Below are 16348 nucleotides of genomic sequence, written 5' to 3'. Positions count from 1 at the left end.
TCCTCCTTGCATCGGCCGCGCTCAGACGTTCTCTTGCAGGTCTTTCAGGTCTTCCAGTGTGACTGAAGCAACCTGCACAAAGTTGAGTCTATTCCACTCAAGGCGGTGGACGGGAGGGACACCCACTAAGTTCCGAACCATGGCCACTTACTCCGTAGACCCGGGCGCGCCCGACACCTCGTACCTCAGGTTCTGGCGGGAGCGGCACCTGTGCACGCTGACCACCCTGCGCCCGGACGGCAGCCCGCACGTCGTTCCGGTCGGAGTGACCTACGACCCCGAGGCGGGGCTGGCGCGGGTGATCACCAACAAGGCGAGCGCGAAGGTGGGGCACGTGGCGGCCGCGGGCCCGGACGGGGCGCAGGTCGCGGTCTGCCAGGTGGACGGACGGCGCTGGGCGACACTGGAGGGCCGCGCCCGGATCTCGGCGGACCCGGAGCGGATCGCCGACGCGGAGCGGCGCTACGCCGAGCGCTACGGACGGGTGCCGTCGCCCAACCCCTCACGAGTGGTGATCGAGATCATCTTGACCCGGGCGTCGGGGCGCGGCTGATTCCGGCCATCTACGGCTTCGGTGGATGTCCGGAGATGTCCCGGGAAACTGCAGCGGCGTCACCGTGTTCAGGTCACGGTGACGCCGCTGCGGGGGGGAAGCACCTGAGCGATCTGTTACGACGGGGGAATCGCGTCAGGCACTGCGGGGGGTGGCTGAGATGGCCCTCACTCCCGGAGTGTCCGGCTCGGCCAGCCGGTGGTCACCCCGGTCGAGGTTCACAAAGATCATTCCGTACCGTATGGCACACCGCACCGGCTGTGGCGCCCCCCGAGGCCGCCGCAGAAGACGGTATGCCCGCACGTCCTCTTCATCGTCCCGGGTGACGACCACAGGTTCTCCGAACACCGTCACCATCAACGAGTCGCCACTGTGGGGAATGGCTGTGACCAGGTCGATGAAGTGCCAGCCGGAACGGTAGGCGGTGGCCATTTCCCGCCGGAACGAGCGGTCGTCGGGAGGATTGGTCACGTCAGCCCCTCACACGGCCGTCCGCGGGCATCACGGGCCAGCTGGTGTCGTTGACGTGTGCAGTGGACTTGACCACCGCCGGCCAGCTGGTGTCAGCTCGACTGTCACCCTTCTCGCCGGTGAGGCCACTCAGCGCGCCCAAGGCCACAACAGCGGTGAAGGCGACGGCAAGCACCGAGCGAAGCATTTTCTTACCCATAGTCGGCCTCGTCCTCACGTCAAGGTCCCCTCTTCCCCCGTCCGGTACGGCGATGGCTCATTCGGGCACATGGTGGCCACATAATCGATGCATCATGTTCCTGCATGTTCAGGACCCTGGGGGGTGGAGATTTGGCAACGAATCGGACTGAAGTTGCACATCCCCATCCGGTGACCGAGATGTGCGAGGAAGGGGGTCGCCTCTACGCGATTGCCCTCCGCACGGGACGGATCGCCCGCGCCGAGGTGGAGCCGGCTCCCTGCCTCATGGAGTTCGCGCTTCTCCACCCCGACCCCGACGACTCGGACTGGCTGCGCCCCGTCCCCGCGTCGGTAGCCCTGGCTCAGCGTCTCAATCCCATAGAGCGCGAGATCAGCGACCGCCGACGGCAGTCGATCGAACTCACCGACGCGTTCCAGCCGTTCATGGCCCTGAGCGCGCACACGGGCTCCGCCGGCGACTCCCTCACCGTCCTGGAGGGCGGCGAACGCATCAACGCGGCGCTCAACCTGGCCACTTCACAGTGCCAGACCGAGGTGCTCACGATCCAGCCCAGCGACCGCTACACCGAACGCAGCCTGCTGCGCGGGCTGGAACGCGACCGGCCGCTGGTCGACCGCGGGGTGCGGATCCGGACCCTGTACCAGCACACGGCCAGGCACAACCCGGAGAAACTGGCGTACGTCGCCCAGCTGGCCGCCGGCAAGGTGGAGTACCGCACCATCGACGAACTGGTCGAACGACTCATCATCTGCGACGAGACCGTCGCCTTCATCCCCACCCGGGACGACCAGCAGGTCGCGCTGGAGCTGCGGCAGCCGGGACTCGTCCGCTATCTGATCAAGGTGTTCGAGTTCATGTGGGACCGGGCGGTCCCGCTGAGTGCGGGCGCCCCCTACGAAACCGCCGCCGGCGGCATCACGAACATCCAGCACTCCATCGCGAAACTCCTCGTGGAGGGCCACGTCGACGAGGCCATCGCCCGTCGGCTGGGCATGAACGTGCGCACCTGCCGCGCCCACATAGCCAAGCTGGCCACGGTGCTGGGCAGCGGCAGCCGGGCCCAACTCGGCTACCTCATAGCGCAGTCGGGGATCCTGAGCCGGGACGAACCGGGCGACGACCGGGCGCAGTGACGCGGCCGCGCCCGCGCGACGGGTCGCGGGCCCGCCAGGGCCGAACCACACCGACCCGGGCGCCGACGCGGAATAGGGAGCCCGCGGGCTCCGGCTCCGGCCCCCAGCCATGGATGTCGAAGTCGCTGCCGAGCGTGGCCGGTTCGGCCTTCGGCGGCCGCACGGGGGCACAACGCCTCGACCAGATACCGCAGCTCGGTCTCCTCATCACCCAACGCCCCGACCAGGACGGGAAGATCAGCCTCACCGCGGTGCCGACACGGCACTACGGCGCAACCCGGTCGGCCACGCGCCCCCGAGAGTCACTCTGCTTCTCGAGTCACCCCGAGGATGCCCGCGAGGAGGCATCACCGCCGCCGCTCGGCAGCGGGCGCCCGGCGCACCCCGTATCGCTCACAGGTCGGCCGGGGATTCCCGAACGGCGGGAGCGGTGACCGGGAGCAGTTCCGTGGCGCGCACGGGGCCGTCCAGGCCCGCCTGGGCGATACGGACCCCGAGCTGCGTCCGGCTCGCCGCGCCCAGGGTCTCCGAGAGCCGGGCGATGTGCGCGCGGCAGGTGCGGACGCTGATGCCCAGACGTTCGGCGACCACCGCGTCCTGGTGGCCCTCCGCGAGCAGCGCCGCGATCGAGCGCTCCCGGTGCGTGATGCCGTCGATGCCCGTCTCGGGGAGCGGCGAGGTGAGCGGGATCGCGAGGCGCCACAGGCGCTCGAAGACGGTCATCAGGTAGTCGACCAGCGCAGGGTGGCGCAGTTCGAGCGCGATCGTGCGGTCCGCGTTCGCCGGGATGAAGGCGACCTTGCGGTCGAAGAGAATCAGGCGCTCGGGCACCTCGTCGAGGGTGCGCGCCTCGGCCGCGTCACCCATCAGCTCCATGTAGTTGTGCAGGCCCTGGCCGTGCCGGGCGACATGTGTGTACAGGTCGCGCATGCGCACGCCCCTACGGCGCATCTCCATGGCCCGGTGCAGGCCCTCGGAGAGCTCGTCCTCGCGGCGGATACCGCCCGGCTGCACCGTCAGCACCTCGGACGCGCACTGCTCCGTCGCCTCGTCCATGGCGGCGCGGATCCGCGACAGCCCGTCCAGGACCCTGATCGCCACGCCCTCCCCAGGACCCTGCTCGCGGCCGCCGAGCCCTCCGTACCACTCGACCCCGGCCACCGCGGTCCCGAGCCGCGCCTGACTCGCGCTGACCTCCTCGTACACGCCGCGCAGCAGCCGGGTCATGACCTCCTGCGGGGAGGTCGGCACCAGCCAGTCCATGTCGTCGGGGTCCGGGTGCAGCAGCGCGAGTTCCAGCAGGCAGGGCACCGGCTCGGCGTCCGCGCGGGGCAACCGGCCCCGGCGTACGGCCCGGGAGTACACGCGGTTGCCGGCCTCGCAGAGCCGGTCAGCGCCGTGCGGATGCGTCTCCGTCCCATCCCCGGCCATCTTCCACCCCTGGCTCCGACTCCTGGCTCCGGCGTCCTGAGCTGCTCAGCTCACCAGCGACGTCCTCGCACGCGTCCGGACACGGCCGTTTGCACCGTGTCCGCACGCCTTCGCAGCGCAACTATGCGCGGAGCCGCCCGCCTCCGCAACACAGGTCCCGCACCGGAGCGCCCAGGAATGACCTGATGTATCCCTGATCATCCGGGCCTCAGGAACTTTCACTGCAGCAAGCTGACGGAGTCGCGGCAGGCACCGCGGCGCGCGGTCGTGTGCGCTTCCGGAAACCACTGGGGGATCGGCGCGCCGAGTGAGGCACTCGGCGTCCGGGCATGGCAGACATGTTCAACGTTCACACGTTGGCCGACGCGTGGTGGGTGGCCGAGGGGACGGCGGGAGGACCGCCGGGAGCGCCGGTGGAGTTCACCCGGGCGATGTGAGAACGCCCGGGCCGCCGGTGGGCGGACGACGGCGCCCGCCCACCGCGTGGGTCACTTGATGCCGTTGGCGTCGCAGTACGTCTTGTACTTGGGGGTGCAGATCTCCTGGACGGTGTAGATGCTGTCCTGGATCACCGTGTCCTTGATGTTGTCCTTGGTGAGCGCGACCACCGGCACCAGCATCGACGGGATCTGCTTCTGCGTCGGGCTGTCGACCTTGTCGCGGGTCAGCGCGTCGAACTCGATCGAGCGGCCCTGGACCTTGGACACCGCCATCTCCGCGGCGTTGTTGGCCTCTTCGGGGTACGACTTGTACACGCTCATGTACTGCTCGCCCGAAAGGATCCGCTGCACTGCGTCCAGCGCCGCGTCCTGTCCGGTCACCGGCGGGATCTTCGTGGCGCCGGCCTCCTTCAGCGCGTCGATGATGGCGCCCGCCATGCCGTCGTTCGCGGAGTAGACACCGGCGATGTTGCTCAGCCCGATGGCCCGGATCGCCCCCTGCATGTTCGCCTTGGCGTTCTCCGGCTTCCAGTCCTTGGTGTCGAACGACTTGGCGAGGTTCACCTTGCCGGAGAGCTCGCTGAGCGCGCCCTTCTTGAACTGGGCCGCGTTCGGGTCGGTGGGCGAGCCGTTCATCATGACGATCTTGCTGTTGGAGGCGTTGGCGCCGAGCTTGTCGACGAGGGCGCGCCCCTGCACCTGGCCGACCAGCTCGTTGTCGAAGGAGATGTACGCATCGATCGGGCCCTGCGCGAGCCGGTCGTAGGCGATGACCGGAATGCCCGCGTCCTTCGCCTTCTGTACACCGGGAGCGATGGCCTTGGCGTCCACCGCGTCCACCAGAAGCACGTCCACCTTGTCGGCGATCATCTGGTCGAGCTGCTGGTTCTGCTTGGCCGCGTCCGCGTCCGCGTTCTCGTAGACGACCTTGCCCTTGTTGTCGGTGAGGGAACGGACCTGCTTCTCGATGATGGGGTAGTCGAACTTGTCGTACCGGGGGTTCTCCTTCTCGGGCAGAAGGAGACCCACTGTGATGTCGTTGCCCTTCTTCGGGGTCGCGGAACTGCTGCCCCCGCCGACTCCGTCGATGACGCCGCATGCGGCGAGCGAGATGGCCGACGCCGCGGCGGCCAGAGCTATCGCGGTACGACGCACAGCGGTCCTACGGGTGGTACGAGCGTTCACATCAGAAGCCTTCCGGGCGTGGGAGCAGCGTTGCGACCCAGGTGGCTGAAAGCCAACGCGGGGACGGCATGCGACGTCAAGAACTACCGGTTAACGAGATGGCAACAGCACCCGGGTGGAAGTCAAGTGAAGACCAAGGCATAACGGTGCGAGGACGGTCCCCAAACCTCCGCGTGATGAAGATTTCACCCGCCACCTGCGGGGATCCGGAAACCGACGTACCGTCAACTTGTTGACCACGGCGTGCGGTTCACCACCCCACCGCAAACGTGATCTACCTCACGTTCCGTCGGCCGAGTCACCGCCTGCCGCAGTCGCCGTGCGCCAGGAGGAGTCGAACGCGCATCCCCCGGGCCGCATACGGCAGTTCGCCATCAACAGCACGTTTCCGGGCAGATCGAAGAAGACGGACCACTGCCGCGCGATCGAAACGGAAGCCGCGAAGGCCGTGAGGCCCTCGGCCCACGGCATCCGGGACCGGCTCCTGGCTCCGGCTTCTGGCTCCTGCCGCACGCGAAGGGGCGGCACCGGAAGAGTTCCGGTGCCGCCCCTTCGGCATGACCTCAGTCGGACTGCTGCTGCCGCTTGGGCCGCCACACCACCAGCGCGCTGGTCTGCTGCACCTCCTGGTACGGCACCAGGTCACGGCGGTACGAGGCGTGTACCGCGGCCTCGCGCTGGCGCATCGTCGCCGCCGCGCCGTCCAGCGCGGACTGGAGCTCGGCGACGCGGGCCTGGAGCGCGACGACCTGGTTCTCCAGTTCGATGATGCGCTTGATGCCGGCCAGGTTGATGCCCTCGTCCTGCGACAACTGCTGCACCTGACGGAGCAGTTCGATGTCGCGGGCCGAGTAGCGCCGGCCCCGGCCGGCCGTACGGTCGGGGGACACGAGTCCCAGGCGGTCGTACTGGCGCAGCGTCTGCGGGTGCAGTCCGGAGAGCTGGGCCGCCACCGAGATGACGTAGACCGGGCTGTCCTCGGTCAGTTCGTACGGGTTGCGTCGACGGCCGTCCATCTCGTCATGCTCCCTTCGCCGCCTGGAACAGCTCCGCCCGCGGATCCTCGCCCGCGGTCGCCTCGCGATACGCCTCAAGCGCGTCACGAGCCTTCCCCGACAGGTCCTTCGGGACACTCACCTCGACGGTGACCAGCAGATCGCCGCGGGTGCCGTCCTTGCGGACCGCGCCCTTGCCACGGGCGCGCATGGTGCGCCCGTTGGGCGTGCCCGGGGGCAGCTTCAGCGTCACCGGGGGCCCGCCGAGGGTGGGCACCCGGATGTCGGCGCCGAGCGTCGCCTCCGCGAATGTCACGGGCACGGTCACCGTCAGGTTGTCGCCCTTACGGCCGAAGACGGGGTGCGCGTCCACGTGCACGACGACGTACAGATCGCCGGCCGGGCCGCCCCGCTCGCCGGGACCGCCCTTGCCGCGCAGCCGGATGCGCTGCCCGTCCGTGACGCCCGCCGGGATGCGGACCTGCATCGTCCGGGACGACTTCGCCCGGCCGCTGCCCTTGCACTCCAGGCAGGGGTGCTCGGCGATGAGTCCGCGGCCCTTGCAGTCCGGGCAGGGGTCGGTCAGCGAGAAGCCGCCGCCGGAGCCGCGCGCCACCTGGCCGGTGCCGACGCAGGTCGGGCACACACGCGGTGTGCCGTTCTTGTCGCCGGTTCCCGAACAGGCCTTGCACGGCGCCTGCGAGGACATGCGCAGCGGTACCGTCGCGCCGTCCACCGCCTCCATGAAGCTCAGCGTGACCTCGGACTCGATGTCCTGGCCGCGCCTCGGCTGCGTACGCGTGCCCGCGCCGCCGCCGCGGTTGAACAGGCCCCCGAAGACGTCACCGATGCCGCCGCCGAAGTTCCCTCCGCCGGCGCTCCCCTGGCCGCCGAAGAGGTCGCCGAGGTCGAAGTTGAACGAGCCGCCCGCTCCGGGACCGGGGCGGAAGCCGCCGTTCCCGAAGAGGGTGCGGGCCTCGTCGTACTCCTTGCGCTTCTTGGGGTCGCCGAGGACGTCGTTCGCCTCGGAGATCTCCTTGAAACGTTCCTCCGCCTTGGCGTTGCCCTTGTTGGCGTCCGGGTGGAACTCGCGGGCGAGCTTCCGGTACGCCTTCTTGATCTCGGCCTCAGTGGCGTCCTTGGGGACGCCGAGGACCTTGTAGTAGTCCTTCTCGATGAAGTCCTTGGTGCTCATCCCCGACGTCCCTCCTTCCCTACGCCGTATGGGTGTACGTCAGCCCTCGTCCGGGCCACCGCTCTCCTTGTCGTCGCCCGCCTCGCCCGTCTCCTCGGCCTTGACCGTCTGCGCCCCCGGCTGCGGCTCGGCGACGGCCACCCGCGCGGGGCGGATGGTGCGCTCGCCGAAGCGATACCCGGGCTGCAGAATCGCCACGCACGTCGTCTCCGTGACGTCCGGCGCGTACGAGTGCATCAGGGCCTCGTGGATCGTCGGGTCGAAGGGCTCGCCCTCCTTGCCGAACTGCTGCAGACCCATCTTCGCCGCGACGGTCTCCAGCGACTCGGCGACGGACTTGAATCCGCCGACGAGCTCGCCGTGGTCCCGCGCGCGGCCGATGTCGTCGAGCACCGGCAGGAGCTCGGTCAGGAGGTTCGCGATGGCGATCTCCTTGACCGTGATCCGGTCGCGCTCGACGCGGCGACGGTAGTTCTGGTACTCGGCCTGGAGGCGCTGGAGGTCCAGGGTGCGCTCGTTGAGCGCAGTGCGCACCTGGTCCAGCTGTGCCATCAGACCGGCGGTCTGTGCGTTCGCGTCCCCTGCCGGGGCCGCCGCCTCCTTCGGAGAGGAAGAGGCGGCCTGCGGCTCGGCGTCATCAGGGGTGGCGCCGGAGGGGACGTCGGGCTTCTCCTCGAAGCCCGGGGTCTCCTCCGTCACGCGGCACCGTCCTTACGGTCCTCGTCGACGATCTCGGCGTCGACGACATCGTCGTCGGCCTTCGCCTGGCCGGCACCGGCGTCACCGGCACCGCCCGCGGCCTGGGCGTCGGCGTACATGGCCTGGCCGAGCTTCTGGGAGACGGCCGCGACCTTCTCCGTGGCGCTGCGGATCTCGGCCGTGTCCTCGCCCTTGAGCGTCTCCTTCAGCTCGGCGACGGCGGCCTCGACCTCGGTCTTGATCTCGCCCGGGACCTTGTCCTCGTTGTCCTTGAGGAACTTCTCCGTCTGGTAGACGAGCTGCTCGCCCTGGTTGCGGGTCTCGGCGGCCTCGCGGCGGCGGTGGTCCTCCTCCGCGTACTGCTCGGCCTCCTGGCGCATCCGGTCGACCTCGTCCTTCGGCAGCGAGGAGCCGCCGGTGACGGTCATCTTCTGCTCCTTGCCGGTGCCGAGGTCCTTCGCCGTGACGTGCATGATGCCGTTGGCGTCGATGTCGAAGGACACCTCGATCTGCGGGACACCGCGCGGGGCCGGCGGCAGACCGGTCAGCTCGAACATGCCGAGCTTCTTGTTGTACGCCGCGATCTCACGCTCGCCCTGGTAGACCTGGATCTGCACGGACGGCTGGTTGTCCTCGGCCGTGGTGAAGATCTCGGACCGCTTGGTCGGGATCGTGGTGTTGCGCTCGATGAGCTTGGTCATGATGCCGCCCTTGGTCTCGATACCGAGGGACAGCGGGGTGACGTCGAGGAGCAGGACGTCCTTGACCTCGCCCTTGAGGACACCGGCCTGGAGCGAGGCGCCGATGGCGACGACCTCGTCCGGGTTCACGCCCTTGTTGGCCTCCTTGCCACCGGTCAGCTCCTTGACGAGCTCGGCGACGGCGGGCATACGGGTGGAGCCACCCACGAGGACGACGTGGTCGATCTCGCCGATGGAGATGCCGGCGTCCTTGATGACGTTGTGGAACGGCGTCTTGCAGCGCTCGAGCAGGTCGGCCGTCAGCTGCTGGAACTGAGCCCGGGTGAGCTTCTCGTCCAGGTGCAGCGGGCCCTCGGCGGACGCGGTGATGTAGGGCAGGTTGATCGAGGTCTCGGTGGACGAGGACAGCTCGATCTTGGCCTTCTCCGCAGCCTCACGCAGGCGCTGGAGGGCCATCTTGTCCTTGCCGAGGTCGACGCCGTGGCCGGCGGCGAACTGCTTGACCAGGTAGTCGACGATGCGCTGGTCCCAGTCGTCACCACCGAGGTGGTTGTCACCGTTGGTGGCCTTCACCTCGACGACGCCGTCGCCGATCTCCAGGAGGGACACGTCGAAGGTGCCGCCACCGAGGTCGAAGACGAGGATGGTCTGGTCGTCCTTGTCGAGGCCGTAGGCGAGGGCGGCCGCGGTCGGCTCGTTGACGATGCGCAGGACGTTGAGGCCCGCGATCTCACCGGCCTCCTTGGTGGCCTGCCGCTCGGAGTCGTTGAAGTAGGCCGGGACGGTGATGACCGCGTCGGTCACCTTCTCACCCAGGTAAGCCTCCGCGTCCCGCTTCAGCTTCTGCAGGATGAACGCGGAGATCTGCTGCGGGTTGAAGTCCTTGCCGTCGAGCTGGATCTTCCAGTCCGTGCCCATGTGGCGCTTCACGGAGCGGATGGTCCGGTCCACGTTGGTGACCGCCTGACGCTTGGCCACCTCTCCGACGAGCACCTCACCGTTCTTGGCGAAGGCGACGACGGACGGCGTGGTCCTGGCACCCTCGGCGTTGGTGATGACGGTGGGCTCGCCGCCTTCCAGAACGCTGACGACGGAGTTAGTCGTGCCCAGGTCGATGCCGACCGCACGTGCCATTTCGATTCCTCCAGCTGACTTGAGTGGAACAGGCTCAAGGATGCACGAGGGTCGTGGCGGCGTCAACAGACCTGAGTCGAACAGACTCAACTTTCGTCCGGCGCCGCTCGGCAACCAGGGAAAACACCCTGCGTGGCGGCCCTCCGGGGACCACGCCAGGGGCCCGGGCACCGCGACCGGCAGGACCGCCGCACGCACCGGGCCCCCGCCCTCAAGCGCTCGCCCCACCACCGCCCAGCAACAGGGCCAGCCGGCTCACCGCCCGGTCGATCTCGCGGGCGCAGTCGTACAGCACATCATGCGGCTGCGCCCAGGGATCGGGGACGTCGTCCTCGGCGGCGGCGACCGGAGCGGTGGCACCTCTACGGGCGGCCGTGGCTGCCACCACTCCATCGAAACCACCCGCAACCCCGAGGTCTTCCCCGTCCAGCATCCCGCCGGACACCGCCCACCCCCCCGCACCGCCAGCACCACTGCCGGCCGCCGCGCGCAGGCCGTCCACGGCACCCGTGGCGATGGAGCCGTCCACGGCGACCGCGGCGTCCCGGGCCCGCGCGCCGTCCACTCCCCCGGCGGCGAGACGGACGAACTCCTTCAGCGTGAAGGAGCGGCGCATCGCCGACGGCGCGAGCCGCACGGCCGCCTCCCGGTGCTCGCGCGCGAGCCCGAGCACCAGAGCCGCCTCAGCGACGAGCTGCGTGGTGAGCGGGCGGGCCGAGAACCCGGATCCGTCCCCGCCCAGCCTCTCCAGCACGGCCCTCGTGGAGTTCTCCATACCGGGCCGGGGCCGCGCCTCGGTGCCCGCGCTCTCCGGCCGCACGGCCGACCCGGGCGGAAGCCGCACGGCCAGCAACCGCTCGGCGAACACCGAGCGGTGCACGTTGCCCGTGCAGACGAACAGGACCCGGGTCATTTCTCGCCCGTGCGCCGCGTCGCCGCGGGCGCGACGGCCTCCTCCCCGGGGGCGGACGCACGAGGTGCGGGCAGCTCGCCGTACCGTCCATAGGCGCCGTAGCGGCCGTAGCCGTAGCGCCCCCCCTTGGGAACAGGAGCCATGCTGAAGACCGTGCCGAGAATGCGGACACCCACGCGCTCCAGCGACTCCGCGGCGGTGCGCACCTGGTCCCGGCTGGTCTTGGCCGCGCGGACGACGAGCAACGCGCCCTGCGTGAGCGAGGCGAGGCCGACGGTGTCGGCGACCGGCAGCAGCGGCGCGGTGTCGACGATCACGACCTCGTAGGTACCGGCCAGCTCGCGCAGCACTTCCTCCATGCGCGCCGAGGCGAGCAGTTCCGTGGGGTTCGGCGGTACGGCGCCGGCGGCGAGCACGGAGAGCCGGCCGGCCTGCTGCATCACCTCCTCGATACGGGCCTGCCCGATGAGCACCGTGGTCAGACCGGCGTCCTCGACGAGGCCGAAGACCGGGGCCACACACGGCCGGCGCAGGTCGCCGTCGACCAGACAGGTGGAGACGCCGGCCTCGGCGAGCGACAGCGCGAGGTTCACGGCGGTGTTGGTCTTGCCCTCGCCCGGCATGGAACTCGTCACCACGATGATCCGGGGCGGGTCGTCGACCTGTGAGAACTGCAGGTTGGTGCGCAGCTTGCGGAAGGCCTCGGCGCGCCTCGAGTGCGCGTCCGCCGTGACGAGCGGCCGCCTGGGGGCGTTCCTGTCGTACGGAATCGTGCCGAGGCCCGGCAGTGCGGTGAACTCGCCGAGCGCTTCGCTCGCCTTGAACGTGGTGTCGAGCGTCTCGCGCAGGGCGACGATCCCGGCACCGAGCAGCAGCCCGCCGAGCACGCCCGCGGCCAGGTTCAGCACCGGGCGGGGCGAGACCGGAGCGGTGGGGGCCACGGCCTCCTGGGTGACGCCAAGGGAGACAGGCGAAGTGCGGCTCCTGGTAGACCTCTCCGAGCCAGCCGCCCGCTTGGGCGTCTCCAGCCGCTCGACGACCGAACTGAACTGTTCCGCAACGGCGTTGGCGATACGCGCCGCCCGTCGCGGCACGGTGTCCTTGACGGTGATGTCGATGAGTACGGTGTTGAGCGGGGCTTGGGCGGTGATCCGGGAGGCCAGCTCCTCCGGCGTGGTGCGCAGTCCCAGTTCCTTCACTACCGGCGCGGTCACCTGACCGGTCGTCACGATCTCGGCGTAGGACTGCACACGCGCCTGCGAGAAGCTCTGACCCTGATTCAGCTGGGCGGTGTCCTCGCCGGTGCGGGTCGCGACGAAGAGCTGGGTCCTGGCTTCATAGACCGGGGTGCTCAAGGTCGTTGCGGCGATCGCCGCCCCGATTGCGAGAACCAGACACACCGCGACGGTCGGCCAGCGTCTGGCAAGGGCCTTCAGGAAAGCGTGGAGATCCAAGCTGTACCCCTCATAGAACCGACGAAATAAGTCGAAATGCCGTCTTACTTCCTGTTTCGCACCGCCGACGATAGGGACTCATGCACAGCGAAGGGGGGAGCCACCCCCGCACGGGCCCGTCAAACGCCCCCGTCGACGCACATCGCCGCGTCACCCCGTCGGCGCGACCGCTTGGGCCATCGAGAAGCGAGCGCTACCCCATCCGGTGACTCCTGGGCGACGCTCCGTTAGCCGATGTAGATATGTCTCATTTATTCCATGTATCTAGATCTTGATGACGGCCGACGCGCAGCCGCCTCGCCCGGACTGAAGTCGACAAGAGCGAAGAAGGAGAGTGAAGAACATGACGACATCGCCCAGATGGCGAGTCGTGTTGGCATCGGCAGCATCGGTTGCCATGCTCGTCGCCGCACCGCTGGCAGGGGCGCAGGCCGCTCAGGCGCAGCCGTACCCGCCGTCCACGGCCCTGGGCCTCGACATCACCACGGTGGAGCGGGGACATCAGCTGCACTTCCACACCGCCGCAGGGATGTTCGGGAGCGCCGCGCCAGGCCCGCGGGGCAGCGAAGGCAGGGCCCGGATCGTCACGGCCCTGCTGGAGTCGACGCCAATCGTCCTGGGCCGGTTCCGGCCCGACGCCGACGGATCAGTGTCGGGGGTTGTGACCATCCCGAGGCGGGCGCCTTCCGGCTATCACGTCTTCCGGCTCACCTCGGATCACCCCGACGTCAGCATCGGCGTCACCATCTGGGTGAAGGGCGGGGTGTCGACCACCCCTCCGAACAACCCCCCAGGCGGGCACAACGGAAACGGCGGAGGACACCACGGGTCCCAGGGACGCGGCGCGACCGGCGGCACGGTGAGCTACCGGCACCAGAACCAGCACGGGAACCAGAACCGCAGCAGCCTCGCGGCGACGGGTGACGACCAGGCCCTGGCACTCGGCGGCACCGCGGCGGCACTGCTCCTGGCGGGTGGTGGCACGCTCCTGGCCGTGCGTCGCCGCCACGGCTCATGACGGACAGTCGATGACGGAGCAAGGCATCCGTATGGCGGAAGCACGGCGTCCCGGCACCGGCCGGGACGCCGTCGCCATGCCCGGATCAGGCGGTTCCGGCGAGCGGGCACCACACCGCCCTCGAGCGCTCAGGATTGCTCTGCTGGCCGCTGTGCTGATCCCGCTGGCCTGCGCCGTCTGGGTCGGCATCACCGGGCTGTTCGCCCGCCAGGAACTCCTCGCCGCCCAGCGGGACCTCGACGCGCTGCGGCACTCGCTGTCGCCCAAGGCCGCCTCCGGCGCGGCGACCGCGTCCCCCTCGCAACGGCTGCGGCTGGTGCGGTCCGCCGCCGTCCACGCGGCTCGGGCGCGCCGTCTCACCTCCGGACCGGCCTGGGACGCGACCGCCGAGGTCCCCTACTTCGGCAGCCCGGTCACCAGCATGAGTGGTACCGCCCATGCGGTGGACCGGCTGACCCGCAGGGTGCTGACCCCGCTGATCGGTGTCCTTCCGGCTTCCGCCCCGGGCGGAAGCGGCGGCGGGATGGCCCAGGCCGTGGCGGCGCTGCAGCAGTACACGCCGTACCTCGCCCGGGCCGCGGACGTCACCGCCGGGGTGCGGGCTCAGGTGGACGCCCTGCCCCACTCCACCTGGCTGCCCGAGGCCGACCGGGCCCGTACCGGGCTGAAACAGCAGCTCGACCATCTCGCCCCCGTGATGACCGACGTCTCCCTGGCCGCCCGTGTCCTGCCGCCCATGCTTGGCATGCAAGGGGAGAGGCGTTACTTCCTCGCGTTCCAGAACCCGGCCGAGGCACGCGGCACCGGAGGTCTTCCAGGGGCCTTCGCCGTGCTGCGGGCCGACCGGGGCCGGCTGTCCTTCGAGCGGTTCGGCAGCACCGAGATGGCCAAGGTGAAGTCGGCCGTCGACCTCGGATCGGAATTCAAGGCCCAGTACCGGGCCAGCAACCCCACCAAGGTGTGGGCCAACTCCAACATGAGCCCGCACTTCCCCTACGCGGCCCGCATCTGGGCAGCGGCATGGCAGAAACACACCGGCGAAGACGTGGACGGGGCGATCGCCGTCGACCCGGTCGTGCTGAGCCGCCTCCTGCGGGTCACGGGCCCGGTCCGCATGGCCGACGGCACCAAGCTCACCGCCGACAACGTGGTGGACCTCACCGAGAGGTCCGGCTACGCGGAGTACCAAGACGTCATCAAGCGCAGGGACTTCTTCGTCGACGCGGCCCGTGGCGCCGCCGGCGGGGTGCTGGGGGCGCTCGACGACGCACGCCGGCTGCCCGCGCTGCTCGTCGCCGTGGACGACGTCCAGCGGGACGGACGGCTGAAGGTGTGGAGCGCCCACGAGGAGGAGCAGAGCCTCATCCAGTCCCGCCCTCTGGCGGGGACGCTCCCGGAAACCGCCGGCCCCTTCGCCGGACTGGTGGTGAACAACAAGGCCGGCGGCAAGCTGGACTACTACCTCGACCGGAGCCTGGCCTGGGAAGCGGGCGGCTGCGCCGCCGGCGGCCGTCCGGTGACGGTGACCGTGACCCTGGCCAACCGGGCGCCGACCGCAGGTCTGCCCGCCTCCGTCACGATGCGGTCCGACTACCCGCTCTACCGCACCCGGCCCGGGGACAACCGGCTCCTGGTCTCCTACTACGCCGGGGTCGGAGCCGCCTTGAGCAGTGCCACCCTGGACGGCCGGCCCGCGCTGCTCGCGCCGGGCATCGAACGCGGCCACTCGGTCTTCACGCTGGACCTGGAGCTGCCGGCCGGCTCGCAGCGCACCCTCGTGCTCCACTTGCGGGAGCCGAGCGCCGAGGGCACCCCCACCCTGCTGCGGCAGCCGCTGGCGACACCGCTGCGGGCCATGCTGAAGCCGGGAGTCGGCTGCTATGTCTGAACGCGTACGCCGTGCGACGGCCGAGCGCGTGCGCCCCGGGGCGGCGCGGCCTGAGCGCCGCGCCGCGGCAGCCGTGCTCGCCTCCGTGCTGCTGCTCGCGTTCCGTCCCGCGGGGGACCGCACCCCCGGCGTCGCGGCGGACCCGGCTGTCAGTGGGCGGAAGGCCTCCGCCCACCGGGTCGAGCGATTGCGGGTGAAGGTGCTCGAGGTCCTGCCGCACGACCGGCACGCCTTCACCGAGGGCCTGGAGATGGCCGGCGGCACCCTCTACGAGGGCACCGGTCTGGCGGGCGGGTCCTCGGTGCAGGCAGGCCCTCCCGGCAAACCGCCCAAGGCCCGGGTGAAGCTGCCCTCCCCCTTGTTCGGGGAGGGGATCACCGTGCTGGGCCGGACCCTGTGGCAGCTCACCTGGCGTGACGGGATCGCCATCGAGCGGGACTCCACGACGCTCAAGGAGCTGCGCCGCGTCCCGTATCCGGACGAGGGCTGGGGCATGTGCCTCGAGCGGCGGACACAGCGGCTGATCACCAGCGACGGCTCGGCGCGGCTGACGTTCCGCAGCCCCGGCAGGCTCGCGAGGACAGGCGGCGTCACGGTGACGGCGGCTGGCCGGCCGGTCACCGAGCTGAACGAGCTGGAGTGCGTCGGCTCCACCGTGTACGCGAACGTGCTGCCCACCGACCGGATCGTGCGCATCGATCCCGCCACCGGCGCGGTGACGGCGACCATCGACGCCTCGGGCCTGATGTCCGGTGAGGATCTCGCCCCCGGGGCCGTGCTGAACGGCATCGCGGCCGTCCCCGGAACGGATCAGTTCCTCATCACCGGGAAGTTCTGGCCCAGAATGTTCCGTGTCGAGTTCGTTCCGGCCTGATCCCGCGGACGGGCCGGACCAGCGGCCGAGCCGGAACCGGCGCTGGCCCCACAGCGACGCAG

At 70.0% G+C, this 16348-nt stretch carries 15 protein-coding genes; 5 read left to right on the top strand and 10 right to left on the bottom strand.

Annotation, left to right across the window (positions count from 1 at the left end):
• Positions 1-139: 139 nt before the first annotated feature.
• Complete coding sequence (locus ACWDA7_RS09930; protein WP_450603642.1) at positions 140-553, top strand: pyridoxamine 5'-phosphate oxidase family protein; 414 nt, start codon at positions 140-142, stop codon at positions 551-553.
• A 135-nt stretch (positions 554-688) separates the two neighbouring features.
• On the opposite strand, the gene ACWDA7_RS09925 is transcribed toward ACWDA7_RS09930, so the two are convergent.
• A complete protein-coding gene (locus ACWDA7_RS09925; RefSeq protein WP_450603668.1) occupies positions 689-985 on the bottom strand; it encodes a (2Fe-2S)-binding protein in 297 nt (98 codons plus the stop codon).
• Positions 986-1327: 342 nt separating this feature from the next.
• Between ACWDA7_RS09925 and ACWDA7_RS09920 the strand changes: the two genes are divergently transcribed.
• Positions 1328-2359 (top strand): helix-turn-helix transcriptional regulator, encoded by a 1032-nt coding sequence (locus ACWDA7_RS09920; RefSeq protein WP_450603641.1) that lies wholly within the window; start codon positions 1328-1330, stop codon positions 2357-2359.
• Between the two features lie 393 nt (positions 2360-2752).
• Here ACWDA7_RS09920 and ACWDA7_RS09915 read toward each other — a convergent pair whose 3' ends face one another.
• From ACWDA7_RS09915 to ACWDA7_RS09875, 9 genes are all read right to left on the bottom strand, one after another.
• Positions 2753-3790 carry a LuxR C-terminal-related transcriptional regulator gene (locus tag ACWDA7_RS09915; RefSeq protein ID WP_450603640.1) on the bottom strand — a complete coding sequence of 346 codons (1038 nt, stop codon included), beginning with the start codon at positions 3788-3790 and terminating at the stop codon, positions 2753-2755.
• Between the two features lie 488 nt (positions 3791-4278).
• Positions 4279-5385: a sugar ABC transporter substrate-binding protein gene (locus ACWDA7_RS09910; protein WP_450603639.1), complete on the bottom strand. Its 1107-nt coding sequence runs from the start codon at positions 5383-5385 to the stop codon at positions 4279-4281.
• A 309-nt stretch (positions 5386-5694) separates the two neighbouring features.
• On the bottom strand, positions 5695-5886 hold the full coding sequence (locus ACWDA7_RS09905; protein ID WP_450603638.1) for a hypothetical protein: 192 nt from the start codon (positions 5884-5886) through the stop codon (positions 5695-5697).
• A gap of 92 nt (positions 5887-5978) precedes the next feature.
• Positions 5979-6431, bottom strand: coding sequence for a heat shock protein transcriptional repressor HspR (locus ACWDA7_RS09900; RefSeq protein WP_450603637.1), 453 nt, complete (start codon positions 6429-6431; stop codon positions 5979-5981).
• A gap of 4 nt (positions 6432-6435) precedes the next feature.
• Positions 6436-7605 carry a molecular chaperone DnaJ gene (gene dnaJ, locus ACWDA7_RS09895; protein WP_450603636.1) on the bottom strand — a complete coding sequence of 390 codons (1170 nt, stop codon included), beginning with the start codon at positions 7603-7605 and terminating at the stop codon, positions 6436-6438.
• Between the two features lie 39 nt (positions 7606-7644).
• Positions 7645-8304, bottom strand: a complete 660-nt coding sequence (gene grpE, locus ACWDA7_RS09890) for a nucleotide exchange factor GrpE (protein WP_450603635.1) — start codon at positions 8302-8304, stop codon at positions 7645-7647.
• On the bottom strand, positions 8301-10139 hold the full coding sequence (gene dnaK, locus ACWDA7_RS09885; RefSeq protein WP_450603634.1) for a molecular chaperone DnaK: 1839 nt from the start codon (positions 10137-10139) through the stop codon (positions 8301-8303). Before dnaK ends, grpE begins: the two co-directional genes overlap by 4 nt.
• Positions 10140-10350: 211 nt before the next feature.
• Entirely contained in the window at positions 10351-11052 is a 702-nt protein-coding gene (locus tag ACWDA7_RS09880; RefSeq protein ID WP_450603633.1) for an arsenate-mycothiol transferase ArsC, read from the bottom strand.
• A complete protein-coding gene (locus ACWDA7_RS09875; RefSeq protein WP_450603632.1) occupies positions 11049-12506 on the bottom strand; it encodes a polysaccharide biosynthesis tyrosine autokinase in 1458 nt (485 codons plus the stop codon). The genes ACWDA7_RS09880 and ACWDA7_RS09875 overlap by 4 nt, the downstream gene beginning before the upstream one ends.
• A 397-nt stretch (positions 12507-12903) precedes the next feature.
• Here ACWDA7_RS09875 and ACWDA7_RS09870 point away from each other — a divergent pair, with 397 nt between their 5' ends.
• From ACWDA7_RS09870 to ACWDA7_RS09860, 3 genes are read left to right on the top strand one after another with little or no spacing between them, the layout of a single operon-like run.
• Entirely contained in the window at positions 12904-13524 is a 621-nt protein-coding gene (locus ACWDA7_RS09870; protein ID WP_450603631.1) for an LPXTG cell wall anchor domain-containing protein, read from the top strand.
• A 10-nt stretch (positions 13525-13534) separates the two neighbouring features.
• Complete coding sequence (locus ACWDA7_RS09865) at positions 13535-15412, top strand: DUF4012 domain-containing protein (protein ID WP_450603630.1); 1878 nt, start codon at positions 13535-13537, stop codon at positions 15410-15412.
• A complete protein-coding gene (locus ACWDA7_RS09860; RefSeq protein WP_450603629.1) occupies positions 15405-16286 on the top strand; it encodes a glutaminyl-peptide cyclotransferase in 882 nt (293 codons plus the stop codon). Before ACWDA7_RS09865 ends, ACWDA7_RS09860 begins: the two co-directional genes overlap by 8 nt.
• Positions 16287-16348: the final 62 nt, after the last annotated feature.

Source organism: Streptomyces sp. NPDC001156 (assembly GCF_053598275.1).
Note: the sequence above shows the minus strand (reverse complement) of the source record. Positions and strands in the feature narration are given on the sequence as shown.